Below are 13255 nucleotides of genomic sequence, written 5' to 3'. Positions count from 1 at the left end.
TCATACACCGGCAGGGGAAGAAACCATGCCTAATCTCAACATCAATGGACGGAATATGTCCGTCGAAGCGGCGCACGATACGCCGCTGCTCTGGGTCATCCGCGAGCAATTGCAGATGACCGGCACGAAATTCGGATGCGGTGCCGGACTATGCGGAGCATGCACCGTTCACCTCAACGGTGAAGCCGTGCGCTCCTGCCAGACCGCGGTCGGCGACGCCGTGGGCAAGAAGATCACCACGATCGAAGGTTTGTCGGCGAAGGGCGAGCATCCCTTGCAGAAGGCATGGATTGCCGAGCAGGTGCCTCAATGCGGCTACTGCCAGTCCGGTCAGATCATGCAGGCGGCTTCGCTGCTTGCGAAGAATTCCAATCCGACCAAGGAGGAAGTCGTTGCGCACATGGACGGCAATCTCTGCCGCTGCATGACCTACTCGCGCATTCAAAAGGCGATCATGCGCGCAGCAACCGAAATGCGCACTGCCTCCAACGCAACCGATCGGAGGCACACATGAATTCGCACGTCAAAATCACCCACAACGAGCCGGCCGATCTGAGCCGCCGCTCCTTCCTCGTCGGCTCGGCAGCTGCAGGCCTTGCGCTTGGCTATTCCGCCGTTCCCGGCCTTCTCGGCAGTGATCAGGCGTTGGCCGCGGCCTCCAACTTCGATCCCAGCGTGTGGTACTCGATTGCGCCTGACGGCATCGTCACGGTCATCAGCGGCAAGGCCGATATGGGCCAGCACATCGCCTCCACTATGGCGCAAATCGTCTGCGAAGAACTCGGCGCCAACTGGAAGGACATGCGGGTCCAGCTTGCTTCCAACGATCCGAAGTACAACGATCCCGTGCTTGGCGCGCAGGTGACCGGCGGCAGCTGGAGCACCATGATGAACTTCGATGCGATGAGCCGCGCGGGTGCCGCGGGGCGAATCGCGCTGACGGAAGCGGCCGCAGCCATGATGGGCGTTCCGGCCGCCAATCTGGTCGTGAGAAACTCCAAGATCACCGATCCGAAGTCGAAGAAGTCGGTGACCTTCGCCGAAGTGGTCAAGAGCGGCAAGGCCACCAAGACCTTTACCGCCGACGACCTCAAGGCGATCAAGCTCAAGACGCCGGACCAATACACCATGATCGGCGTCTCGGTCCCGCAGCTCGACATTCCCTCCAAGACGAACGGCACGGCCAAGTACGGCATCGACGTGATGCTGCCGGGCATGGTCTACGGCAAGGTCGTCACGCCGCCGGCGCGCTATGGCGCCACGGTGAAATCGGTCGACGACAGCGAAGCCAAAAAGGTGCCCGGCTTCATCAAGGCGGTCACCCTCGACGACAAGACCGCAACGACGACCGGATGGGTGGTCGCGGTGGCAAATACCTATGCCGCCGCAACCAAGGCAGCCCAAGCGCTCAAGGTCACCTACGACAGGGGTCCCAATGCCAAGCTGTCGAGCCAGTCTATCGTCGACGAAGCCAAGCGGCTCCAGGGCCTTGATGATTCCGGCTTCTTCTTCGTCAAGAACGGCGACACCGCGGCCGCCTTGGGTACGGCGGCCAAGGTGCTGGAGGCGGAGTACACCACCAGCATCAACATCCACGCACCGATGGAGCCGATGACCGCGGTGGCGGAGCAGAAGGGCGACATCTGGCACGTCTACACCGGCAACCAGTTTGCGACGCGTTCCGGCGCGATCGCGGCCGGGGCCGCCGGGGTCGATCCGAAGTTCGTGGTGATGCATCAGCAGTGGCTCGGCGGCGGCTTCGGCCGGCGTCTCGAGGGCGACATGCTGGTACCGGCCGTGCAGGCGTCGAAAGCCGTCGGCAAGCCGGTCAAGATCATCTACACGCGTGAACACGACATGCAGATGGATTTCACGCGGCCGCTGACCTACCAGAAGGTCAAAGCGGGACTCGACGGCAACGGCAAGCTCGTGGCGATGAACCACGACGTGGTCGCGGCCTGGCCGACCAAGCGCTGGGGGATCCCGGCCTTCCTCTCGCCTTCGGTCGACAAGAAGGGCGCACTTGACGCGTTCACGGTGAACGGCGCGGACTTCTTCTATACCGTGCCCAATCACAACGTCCGCGCCATCCTCAACGACATGGCCCAGACCGCCACGCCCTCGGGTCAGTTGCGGTCGGTCGCGCCGGGGTGGACCTTCTGGGCGGTCGAAAGCATGGTTGACGAACTCGCTCATGCCGCGGGCAAGGATCCGGCGCAATTCCGGATCGAAATGCTCGACGGGCAGGGCGACAACAATGGCGGCGCACAGCGGCTGCGCAATACGCTGATCGCAGCCATGGGCCTCGCCGGCTACGGCACCAAGGCGTTGCCGAAAGGCGAAGGGATGGGCGTGGCCTGCGTCTCGTCGCAGGAAAGAAAAACCGCAAGCTGGACCGCCTGTGTGGCCCATGTTGCAGTCGCGCCGAGCGGCGAGGTCAAGGTCAAGAAGCTGACCGTGGCCACCGACGTCGGCACGCAGGTGCATCCCGACAACGTTCGTGCCCAGGTCGAGGGCGCCTCGTTGTGGGGTGTTTCGCTTGCGCTGTACGAAAAGGCAACGCTGAAGGACGGCGCTCTCGAACAGACCAATTTCGATAGCTACACGCCGCTCCGGATGAGCCAGGCCCCCGAGGTTGAAGTGCACGTGATTGCCAATGGCGAGCACGCGACCGGGGTCGGAGAGCCCGCGGTAACCGTGATCGCGCCTGCGCTGGCAAACGCGATCTTCAACGCATCCGGCGCGCGGGTACGCTCGCTGCCGATCACGGCGGAAGCCGTCAAGGCTGCGATGAAGGCATAAGCCCTTCAAATCGCGAGAGAACAGGCCGCCGGAGGGGCGATCCCTCCGGCGGCTTTTTTGTCAGCCAGCCGCCCTCAGACCTCCGCACCCTTCAAATTCTAGCTTCAGGAGAAAGGGCCCGTTCATGATTTCTCTTAAGGAGCAGGGAATGTGTTCTCGGTAAGGTTGAAGGCTGGTGGAGTGGATTTGACATTCGCTACCCCTCGGCCGCGAAAGCGAATGTCAAATCCGAAACTCCACTAGAAGCTCAAATTCTTTCTGGTGGTCCTGGAATTCCAACATCCGCAAACGCGTTCGCTGCGACGGGATGTGAATGTTTGGAATTGGACCACTGGCCAACCAGCACCCATCGAAAGAGGGGCCATGTCAGCTCAAACTCCACGGCGCCGCCTGCTGCTGGCGTCCGACAACCAGGAACAAAGCCGCGAGTTGGAGCTCATCCTTCAATCGGTCAGCGAGGTGCAGACCGTTTCGACATCGGATCTTCCCGACACCCCCGATCAGATCTCCGGCGTCGTGGTCGACATCAATCTGCGTTCGGCCGAAAGCGTGCAGCGCGTGCGCAACAAGCTGCGCCACGAATCCTACCGCGCGATGCCGCGCCTGTTCGTCCTGGCGGACGCTCTTCATCACGGCTCGATGCAGGCCTGGGCTCTTGGCGCCACCGACACGATTTCGCGTCCCCTGGACGCGGCCGGCATCCTGCAACGCGTCCGCGCTGCCTTTCCGGACAATCAAGGTTTCGACGCGACCGAACGCGGCAAGACGTTGAACCGCGGTGTCGAGGCCGCCCACGAAGTGATGATCAAGATCTTCCACAAGCTGCCGGCCGGCGAACCCCTACGATTCAGCGACGTCGTGCAGGCCGAGAACAAGATCCTCAAGGCCATCAAGCACTCTTCGCTGCGGGAGTGGCTGACGACCGTCGGCTGCCACCACGCCGACAGCTTTCGCCATTGCCTGTTTGTAACCGGCTTTGCGGTCGCCTTCGCGCAGCACCTCGGCATGCGGGAGGACGACCAGCGGCGCCTGGTGCGGGCCGCGCTGCTGCACGACGTCGGCAAGGCGTTCATCCCGACCTCCATTCTCGACAAGCCCGGCCTGTTGACCGAGGAAGAAAAGAACGAGATGCGCCGGCATCCGCGTCTTGGCTACGATGCGCTGGCGATTCAGGGCGGCTATCCGCCGGAAATGCTGGACGTCGTGCTGCATCATCACGAATTGCTCGACGGCACCGGCTATCCCGACGGACTGCGCGCCGGGGAAATCAGCGACATCGTGCGGCTGACGACCATCGTCGATATCTACACCGCATTGATCGAGCAGCGTCCCTATCGGGTGCCCTTCACGCACGCCAAGGCATTTGCGACCATGGAGAAGATGGAAGGCAAGCTCGACATGCACCTGCTGTATGCGTTCCGGCCGGTGACGTTCGGCGCATATTGAGGCAAGCCGGCGCTGAAGCCTCGACCGGAAGGAGGGTGAGGATTTCTCCGTCGCCTGCGCTTCGGGCAATTGATCGCCGCCAACCTTTGCGCAATGCAGCACGAGGAGCTGCCCCTCGCTGACGTGGGTGGTGAAATCACTTTCGATCTGTAAAATCAGATCGAAAAGCCGGGTTTCACGTTGCCGATGTTGCTGTCTCCTTCCCCTTCCATCGAAAGCAAAGCCTCCTGGGCCGTCGCGTCGGCCGCGCTGTTTGCGCTCGCGATGTCATTCGGCGCAGCCTGGATCACCGCCGTCGCGCTGAAGGACATCGCAAGCGAGGTCGGCGGGTCGCGCTCGATTCCCGCGCTCGCCACGTCGCTGGCGTGGCTCGGCTCCGGCATCGGCGGCATCCTGATGTCCCAGATCGCCGAGCGCGCTGGCACGCGCGCGACGGTGATGATCAGCTCGGTGATGATCGCCCTTGGCCTCACTATTTCGACGTTCGGACCTCCCTGGCCGCTGTGGATCGGCCACGGTCTGTTCATCGGCCTGTTCGGAATCGGCGGCATCAACGCTCCCCTGTACATCTATGTCAGCCGCTGGTTCGATCGCCGACGCGGCTCGGCGCTGGCGCTGATTTCGAGCGGTACTTATCTGGCCGGCACGATCTGGCCGCCGATTTTCGAACGCGCGATCGCCAGTGTCGGCTGGCGACATACGATGCTGTGGTACGCGCTTGCCGAAATGCTGGTCGTCGCGCCGATCGCCGTGATCTATTTCGGCGCGCCGCCGGAAACAATTCATCCGCTGACATCCGAAGCCGGCGCCGAAAAATCCCGCGTCCTCGGCTGGCCGCCGAATGCGGTATTTGCGATGATCTGCTGCGCCGCTGTGCTGTGCTGCATTCCGATGGCGATGCCGCAGGGGCACCTGGTCGCCTTTTGCAGCGATCTCGGCATCAGCCGGTCGATGGGCGCGCTGATGCTGTCGGTGCTGCTGGGCACCGCCTTTCTGAGCCGGCAGATCTGGGGCGCGATCTCAGACCGGATCGGCGGTCTGACCACCGTTTTGATCGGGTCGGCTTGGCAGGCCGCGTCGATGACGGCGTTCCTGCTGACCCAGAACGAGGCCGGCCTTTTCACGGTCACCGCTGCCTTTGGCCTCGGATTTTCCGGCATCATCCCGGCCTATGTGCTGGCCGTGCGCGAACTGTTCCCACCGTCGCAGGCGTCCTGGAGAATTCCGACATTGCTGTTGTTCAGCGGCGGCGGCATGGGCGCCGGCAGCTGGATCGCAGGCTTGCTCTACGATCATTTCGGCTACTACACGCCGGCGTTCACCGCCGGCATCGGCTCCAACCTGCTCAACATTGTCGTCATCAGTATCCTGGTCGGCCGCCAGCTTCTCCGGCAGCCTGCGCCGGCGTGACAACCGCAGGCGGCGGGATGCGCGGATAGGCCGCCGAATCTTGCTACAGCACCTTGGTGACGCGGTGGACCGGCCGCACATCGATGCCGAGCATTTGCGCACGGATCCTGTTCCACAAGCGGGCCGCCAGCGAACCGAGCACAAATCCAATGATGCTGGATATCGACACCAGCGTCAGGGCGCGCGCGGATTCGAAAGGCACCGTCAAATCGATCGGCTTGATGAAATACATCCAGAAAAAGAAGTTCAGGACTGGCTGCCCCCAACCCGCGGCGACCAGCAACGACCACAGCAGGTGAATGCCGCCCATCATGGCGCCGATGACGAGACCCGTCGTGGTGGTGCTCAGCTTTTCCAACCCGGTTGCCTCCACGTTCCGGTAAAGACCCCGATGAAACTGGCATGCTGAAAGGGTCGCTCGTGTTGATTTGAATCAACGAGGACGGTGGCGATCGCACGCTAATTAGAAAGATGGGATCGGAGCCGCCAGAGCGGATCGACGTGATATCCCGCGACGAGGCCGGGACGCTTGCCGGATTGTTCGCCAAGCGTGTTGGTCGCAGCGGTGACGATGTCGCTTATTGCGAGCATGTCGACGGCCGCTGGAAAGAACAGACCTGGCGAGAAATGGCGGAGCGGGTGGCTTGCCTGCGGGGTGCATTGGCGCGCTGCGGGCTGAGGCCAGGTGATCGTGCCGCGGTCCTGCTGCCCAATGGCACCGATTGGGTGGCGTTCGACCTTGCGGCCTTGGCGAACGGCCTGATCACCGTGCCGCTTTATGCCAATGACAGTCCCGAGAACGCGGCCTTCATCCTTGCCGACTCGGGCGCGCGGCTCTGCCTGATCGATAGCGCCGCGCGATGGAGCACGATTGCACCCCTCGTCGAAGCCAATGGAGCCCTCAAGCACGTCTGGGTGAGGGATGGGCTCGACCGAGTGACCGTTCTGCCGCGGGGCCGTTCGCGGCTCTCCGCGCTTCGCGACGCTCTCGCGCAAAGCGAGCCGGATCGCAGCGAGTTGCGCTGTGCGCCGCATGATATCGCCACGATCATCTACACGTCGGGCACCACGGGCCGCCCGAAAGGCGTGATGCTTACGCACGCCGCGATCCTGTGGAACAGCGAGGCGAGCACGAGGCTCATCCCCCCGCTCGTGAGCGACGTCTACCTTTCCCTTCTGCCGCTGGCCCACGCCTTCGAGCGCACACTCGGCTACTATCTGCCGATGATGGCGGGCTCGCGCGTGGTCTACGCCCGCTCTGTCGAGCGGCTGCGGGAGGATCTTAAAACCATCCGCCCAACCGTGCTCGTGGCGGTTCCAAGGCTGTACGAGCGGATCTATGAGGCGGTGCGCCGCGAGACGGACGCCAGCCAGGTGACGCGCCGGCTCGTTGAGCTGGCCGCGCGTCTTGGCTGGGAATTGAATGAATTCCGCCACGGCCGGGGCACGCCTCCTGGTCTGTTTGCGAGAATGATGCTCTGGCCTTTGCTCGACAGGTTCGTGGCACGGCCTGTCCTCGCCGCCTTCGGTGGACGCGTTCGCATCGCGATGAGCGGCGGGGCCGCCCTCCAGGCCAAGGTTGCCCAATTCCTCGTCGGACTCGGCCTGCCGATCGTTGAAGGTTACGGACTGACGGAAGCCGGGCCCGTCGTCGCCTCGCGAGCCATCGAGGGCAGCCTGCCCGGTTCAGCCGGCCGACCGCTCCACGGGCTTGAAGTCAAACTCGGCGCGCAATCGGAACTCATCGTGCGGTCGCCGTCGACCATGAAGGGCTACTGGCAAAATGAACAGGCGACCGCCGAAACGCTATCGGCGGACGGTTGGCTCAGGACCGGCGACATCGCCCAGATTCGAAACGGCAGCGTCTTCATCACCGGCCGGCTCAAGGAGATCATCGTTCTGTCGACCGGAGAGCATGTCCCGCCGAACGCCATCGAAGCGGCGATCCAGAACGATCCGTTGTTCGAGCAGCTGTGTGTCGTCGGTGACCAGCGGCCTTGCGTGACTGCAATCCTGGTGCTTGATCCCGAAGCCTGGCTGCGGCTTGCGCGCGACCTCGCGGTTGACCCCGCAGATCTAGACGGGCCCGTCGCGCAGGAGGCGATCCTCTCGCGTCTGTCGGCACAGACCCGCAGCCTGCCGGAATTCTGGCAAGTGCGCGCGATCCTGGCCACCATCACGCCGTGGACCATCGAAGACGGAAGTCTGACGCCAACGCTCAAGGTCAAGCGGCGCGTGATCGAAGCACGCTTCGAAAAGCAGATCGATGAACTCTACCGACGCATCGCGCAGCAACGGCAATCGGTTGTACCGCGGCGTCGGGCTTGACGCTGTTCCCCTGGCCGCTATGCCGGCGTGAGGACGCGGTCAGCTCGCAAGACTGGCGCGTTGGCAGCCGTCGCCTGCCGGCTCGGCGGAGCCGCGCCAGGACCTGGCAATGAAGCCGCGAATGCTGGCAACGATCTTGACGTCGTCAAGGTCGTCATGGCCGCCGAGTGGAAATCGAACGAAGCATTTGGGCGCCTTGACAAGGTTGTAGAGACGCTGCCCAAACGAGATCGGCACCGTCTCGTCCTTGGCCCCATGGAACACCAGCACCGGCGCAGTCACCTTGCTGATCAGCCAATCCGAATGGAATTGATCCTTGAGCAACCACCGCACCGGCAGCAGCGGGTAATTCATGGCTGCGACGTCCGCGACCGAAGTGTAAGGCGACTCCAGCACGAGCGCCTTGATCTTCCGCTCGACCGCAAGCCAGACCGCGACGCCCGTGCCAAGCGACTGCCCCCACAGCACGATACGGTCAGGCCCGATCTGATGATCGGCGGCGAAGGCATAGGCCGCCGCAGCGTCGAGATGCATGCCATCTTCGGACGGACTGCCGGTCGACCCCTCGTAACCTCTGTAGGACACCGCGAGCAGCCCGCTGCCGTCGGCCACGAGCTTGCGGTCGCGACCGACGCGCCAGTTGAGAGTATCGCCGTTGCCGTGGAAATAGATGAAGAGGGGCTTGTCGGACTTGGGTGGCACATACCAGGCGACCAGACGCTCGCCATCGGATGTGTGCAGCGCAACCTCCTGCGCCTCGGGGAAACCCGCTTCAACCGCAGTGACATGGCCGGCCAGCTTGGGAAAGACCAGAGAGCGCTGCATCACGTACATCACCGTGCAGACGGCAATGTAAGCCACCACTACGGCGGCACCGGCCCATTTGCCAAGTTTCCAGCTGAACCCCAAAACCGCACGCATGCGATACTCCTGCGAAGGTGCCAGAATAGTTGGCCGTGCGCGACGCGAACACAAGCCGCATTCAAAGGCAAGTTGCCGCGCTTTCCTTCGAATTCTTGACTTTGATCAAGGCACGTCAGCATATTTTGTCCGATCAAAGGCGTGCCTGCCGAAAGACACTTGCGGGCGATGATGGAACGGGATGGACATGCCCGGACTCAAGCTCAATCCCGTCGAGATACCGCGTGACTTCCGGCTCGACCTATATCGGGGATTTGCGCTCTGGCTCATCTTCCTGGCCCACATTCCCGGCACGATCTTCAATCGGATAACGCCATGGAATCACGGCTTCAGCGATCCGGCTGAGGTCTTTATCTTCGTGTCCGGCTACGCCAACGCCTATGTCTATGGGCGCGTGATGGAGCAGCGCGGCTTCCTGGTCGGGGCTGCGCAGATCGTGCGGCGCGCCGTTGAAGCTTACATCGCCCAGATATTCCTGTTTGTGATCGTGATCGGCGAGGCGTTCTGGCTCTCGCATGGCTCACACGCGCTCGACGATGCGATGAACATCGCTGTGGTCCATCAACGGCCGGACGAAAGCATTCTGGCGCTGCTGCAACTGAAGTTCATGCCGGTGAACATGAATGTGCTGCCGCTCTATGTCGTGGTCCTTGCGGTCTCGCCGGCCGTCCTGTGGCTGCTGCGAAAAGCGCCGGCGCTGGCGCTGGTATTGGCCATCAGCCTATACGCCGCGGCCAATGGGTTCGGACTGAACTTCCCGGCTTTTCCGTCCGGATACTGGTACTTCGATCCGTTCGCCTGGCAATTACTGTTCGTCTTGGGCGCCTGGTGCGGTCTCGGCGCGGCAGACTGGGTGTGGCGGCTGGCGCGCTCACGCTGGGTGCTCATTCTGTCGGCCGTCTATGCGGTATCGGCGTTCGCCTTGTTTCTCCCCTGGAATGGCCTGAACCTTGGTGAACTCCTCCCCGAATGGAGCCTTTACGCGTTCGGCAAGACCAATCTCGGCGTGCTGCGCCTTGTGCATTTCCTGGCGCTTGCGGTCGTCGTCGACCGGCTGATTCCCCGGGACTGGCCGCCGCTGAACTGGCTGGTCCTGCGGCCGCTCGTCGTGAGCGGGCAGCATTCGCTGGAAGTGTTCTGCCTGGGCGTGGCATTGGCCTTTGCCGGCCAGGTCGCCGCGGTTGAAGCGCCGGGCAATGCCTTGATCCGCCTGCTGGTCGCCGTGACGGGGATCGCCGCGATGGTCGCGGTCAGTGCGCTGTTGAGCTGGTACAACTCGACCCGCGTGTCCTTCCGGATCATTGCCGATGCCGACGAGGCCATGGCGCGCCCCGTTCGAAGTTTTGCACCGCCGGTGCGACCGCCCGAGAGCGGACCTCAGCTCTCGTAAGAGGAAATCTCGATCAGACTGCCGTCGGGATCGCGGCAATAGACCGATCGTAACGCGCCGCGGGCGCCTTGCTTGATCACCGGGCCCTCCTCGATCGCAACCCCGCACGCCTTCAGGTGCGCCACCACCTCCTCCGGCGCGCTCGCAGTGAGAAAGCACAGGTCGTCGCTGCCAGGCATGTCATGATCGGCGGTGAACCATTCGGTCTTGTCGGCGCCGCGCGGACGTACATTGATCTTCTGCTGACCGAAAGTCAGCGACGTCCTGACCGGCTTGCCGTGGCCGGGATCAAACACCCTGACCTCCATGCCCAGCACCTTGCGGTACCAGTCGACCGAGCGCGCCACGTCGGCGACATTGATCACGAGATGATCGAGCGCATCGACTTTCACCGACATACGAATCTCCGCGAGCTTTCGTTTGACGTTCCTTTGAAGAATTCGCGGCAACACTGCAAGGTACGTCAGTGTCGCCACGGTGGATTTTGTTTGTTACAACGCGCGCCATGTTCAATTCAACACGATCGAGCCTCGACAAACCAGGCTCGCACCAGGAGAACGACACCATGTTTCGCCGAATCGCGATAGCTCTTCTGGCATTCGGCCTGTGGGCTCTCGCCGCACCAATCGTCCCGGCATCCGCGCTGGATTATCCGACCCGGCCGGTGCGCTTCATCGTCGGCTATCCTGCCGGCGGTTCCACCGACATCATCGCCCGCCTGATCGGGCAGCGTTTGTCGGAACGGCTCGGCCAGCAGTTCGTGATCGAAAACAAGCCCGGCGCCGGCAACAATATCGGCACGGAGGCCGTCGTGCGAGCCGATCCCGACGGCTACACGGTGCTCCTGGTCAACCCCGCCAACTACATCAACACTTCGCTGTACGCCAATCTAAGCTTCAATTTCCTCAAGGACATCGCGTCGGTCGCCGCGTTCATTCGCGTGCCCAATGTGATGACGGTGGCAAAGCAGGTGCCCGCCAAGACGGTGGCCGAATTCATCGCCTATGTGAAGGCCAATCCCGGCAAGGTGAACCTCGCCTCGTCCGGCAACGGCACTTCGGTGCATTTATCCGGCGAGATGTTCATGGCGATGACGGGCGCGAAGATGCTGCACGTCGCCTACAAGGGCGCCGCGCCGGCGACGACCGATCTCATCAGCAACCGCGTGCAGGTGATGTTCGACAACATGCCCTCGATCATCGGACATATCCGTGGCGGCGAGTTGCGCGCGCTGGCGGTGACCACCGCCCAGCGGTCGTCGCAGTTGCCCGACGTGCCGACCGTCGCCGAAACCGTTCCGGGCTATGAGGCGAGCGCGCTGTTTGGCATGGGCGCGCCGGCCAAGACGCCGCCCGAAATCATCGCCAAGCTCAACCACGAGATCAATGAAGTCCTGGCGGAGCCCGAGGTGCGAAAGCGCCTGGTCGAGCTCGGCGGCGAACCGCTGGTCACTACGCCGAAGGATTTTGGCGACATGATCAAGGCCGAAACCGACAAATGGGAAAAGGTCGTGAAATACGCCGATATCAAGATCGAATGAGCCGTACGATGAGCGCAGGTTAGCGAAGCCGGCGCCGGGACTTCCGATGCCGGCTTCGACCTGTCAGGTGCCGTCCGCCGGGGCCATCGCGGACTCAGCCGGCTTGGCGCCATCCGCCACCGGCGTCGTCGACGGTTCGGGATCGAAGCCGAACAGTTCGACGAGGAACTTGTAATATTTCGGCATCTTCTCCTTCAGCCGCGCGCGGGTATGCGGCTCGTGAAGGGATTCCTTGTCGGCCAGGAAGACGCTCGCGGTCACGGCGAAGAATTCCTGTGCGTTCTTCATCGCATACTCTTCCTTTGGGAAGACGTTCTTGCTCACGGCCTGGGCGTACATGGCCTTGATGCCGAGATTGTCCAATCCTCCGGCCATCAGCTTGGCGTGATAGGCGTGCAGCAACTCGTGCAGAATGACCGGATCCTCGGCATATTTCAGCATGTTCGGACGCAGCTTGATAACGCCGGGGCCGGCATCCGCCGCGAGGTCAACAAAATTCGGGTTGCTCCAGCTCATGGTCTTGGAGTCCCAAACCGTGAAGGTGCGATTACGTGCCGTCGTTTCAGGCGCGATCGAACCATAGCAGGCGATCGCGGCCCCAAGCTCGGTGCAGCCCATCTCGCTCGCGACGATCGGAACGGTGTGGAAGAATTGCAGCACCTTCGGTGAGAGCCCGACGCTCTCGACGACATCGAGCTGCTTTTTCAGAAGATCGACAATCGCGCCTTTATCCTTGCGGTCGACATTTTCGGACAGGTCGTAAATGTAGCCGCGATAGGTCTCAAAGCCAGGAGGCACCTCTGTGGCCGCCGGGTCAACCTCGATGACCCGCGGACCTGCGCCGGCAAAAGTCGAGGCGAACGAAAGCATCAGCACAATGGACGAAGTCAGAATCAGTCCGCGCATGGTTTCCCCACTTATGGTGTTGGCGATCAATGAAGGCGTGTGGCCCCACCGTTCTCCCAACATCATACAAAAGCGAACTTGCAGCGCGGTTTCGCCATTCCGCCCAAGTTTCGGCAGGGTGTTTTGTTGGCATTAACCATGGGCACGCAGCCTTGTCGCCACTTCTGGAACGACAGACCCCCGCCTGCCGGCGAGTGGGGGCGCTCGCGGGGGAGGCAAGCGAGGGTCTGTATTCCGGACACGCCACCGAGAACGGCGTGCCAGAATTCACTTAAGCGAGCTGTGGATCGCCAAAATCCGGCGTTGAGGACCTAGCCGGTCACGGCCGTAATGACGGAAAGCGACCGGCCGAAAGACCGCATTCATGGCCCGCCGCCGCGGCGGTCGTCAAAAATGTTGTGATGATTTTCACGCTCGATGGCCTCTCCCCGTTATTCCGTCCAAACGAACCGTTCTGGAAAGATAACGCGCGGGCTTCTCTCGCAGCGCTGGTGGATGGATAGCACGAAGCA

At 62.5% G+C, this 13255-nt stretch carries 11 protein-coding genes; 7 read left to right on the top strand and 4 right to left on the bottom strand.

Going from position 1 to position 13255, the window contains the following annotated elements; genetic code table 11:
• Positions 1 to 25 precede the first annotated feature (25 nt).
• The 4 genes from NEZ08_RS02060 (at position 26) to NEZ08_RS02045 (ending at position 5658) form a co-directional block, all read left to right on the top strand.
• Complete coding sequence (locus NEZ08_RS02060) at positions 26 to 514, top strand: (2Fe-2S)-binding protein (protein WP_298102735.1); 489 nt, start codon at positions 26 to 28, stop codon at positions 512 to 514.
• Complete coding sequence (locus NEZ08_RS02055; RefSeq protein WP_298102728.1) at positions 511 to 2802, top strand: molybdopterin cofactor-binding domain-containing protein; 2292 nt, start codon at positions 511 to 513, stop codon at positions 2800 to 2802. Before NEZ08_RS02060 ends, NEZ08_RS02055 begins: the two co-directional genes overlap by 4 nt.
• Positions 2803 to 3165: 363 nt before the next feature.
• Positions 3166 to 4248 (top strand): HD domain-containing phosphohydrolase, encoded by a 1083-nt coding sequence (locus NEZ08_RS02050; RefSeq protein WP_298102726.1) that lies wholly within the window; start codon positions 3166 to 3168, stop codon positions 4246 to 4248.
• 186 nt (positions 4249 to 4434) lie between these two features.
• Positions 4435 to 5658, top strand: a complete 1224-nt coding sequence (locus NEZ08_RS02045) for an MFS transporter (protein ID WP_298102723.1) — start codon at positions 4435 to 4437, stop codon at positions 5656 to 5658.
• 43 nt (positions 5659 to 5701) lie between these two features.
• Here NEZ08_RS02045 and NEZ08_RS02040 read toward each other — a convergent pair whose 3' ends face one another.
• A complete protein-coding gene (locus tag NEZ08_RS02040; protein WP_298102720.1) occupies positions 5702 to 6016 on the bottom strand; it encodes a hypothetical protein in 315 nt (104 codons plus the stop codon).
• 113 nt (positions 6017 to 6129) lie between these two features.
• On the opposite strand from NEZ08_RS02040, the gene NEZ08_RS02035 reads away from it, so the two are divergent.
• Positions 6130 to 7986: a long-chain fatty acid--CoA ligase gene (locus NEZ08_RS02035; protein WP_298102718.1), complete on the top strand. Its 1857-nt coding sequence runs from the start codon at positions 6130 to 6132 to the stop codon at positions 7984 to 7986.
• A gap of 39 nt (positions 7987 to 8025) precedes the next feature.
• Here NEZ08_RS02035 and NEZ08_RS02030 read toward each other — a convergent pair whose 3' ends face one another.
• Positions 8026 to 8907, bottom strand: coding sequence for an alpha/beta hydrolase (locus NEZ08_RS02030; protein WP_298102715.1), 882 nt, complete (start codon positions 8905 to 8907; stop codon positions 8026 to 8028).
• A 187-nt stretch (positions 8908 to 9094) separates the two neighbouring features.
• On the opposite strand from NEZ08_RS02030, the gene NEZ08_RS02025 reads away from it, so the two are divergent.
• Entirely contained in the window at positions 9095 to 10297 is a 1203-nt protein-coding gene (locus NEZ08_RS02025; RefSeq protein WP_298102712.1) for an OpgC family protein, read from the top strand.
• Here NEZ08_RS02025 and NEZ08_RS02020 read toward each other — a convergent pair.
• The gene (locus NEZ08_RS02020) at positions 10285 to 10695 is read right to left on the bottom strand and encodes a VOC family protein (protein ID WP_298102709.1); all 411 of its coding nucleotides are present in this window, start codon (positions 10693 to 10695) and stop codon (positions 10285 to 10287) included. The two genes, NEZ08_RS02025 and NEZ08_RS02020, sit on opposite strands and share 13 nt — an antisense overlap.
• A gap of 167 nt (positions 10696 to 10862) precedes the next feature.
• Between NEZ08_RS02020 and NEZ08_RS02015 the strand changes: the two genes are divergently transcribed.
• Positions 10863 to 11837: a tripartite tricarboxylate transporter substrate binding protein gene (locus NEZ08_RS02015; RefSeq protein WP_298102706.1), complete on the top strand. Its 975-nt coding sequence runs from the start codon at positions 10863 to 10865 to the stop codon at positions 11835 to 11837.
• Positions 11838 to 11900: 63 nt separating this feature from the next.
• Here NEZ08_RS02015 and NEZ08_RS02010 read toward each other — a convergent pair whose 3' ends face one another.
• Positions 11901 to 12743, bottom strand: a complete 843-nt coding sequence (locus tag NEZ08_RS02010; protein WP_298102703.1) for a hypothetical protein — start codon at positions 12741 to 12743, stop codon at positions 11901 to 11903.
• Positions 12744 to 13255: the final 512 nt, after the last annotated feature.

It is taken from the genome of Bradyrhizobium sp., assembly GCF_027451485.1.
In the GTDB taxonomy this organism is placed as follows: Bacteria; Pseudomonadota; Alphaproteobacteria; order Rhizobiales; family Xanthobacteraceae; genus Bradyrhizobium.
This window is presented reverse-complemented; position numbering and strand designations above follow the sequence as displayed.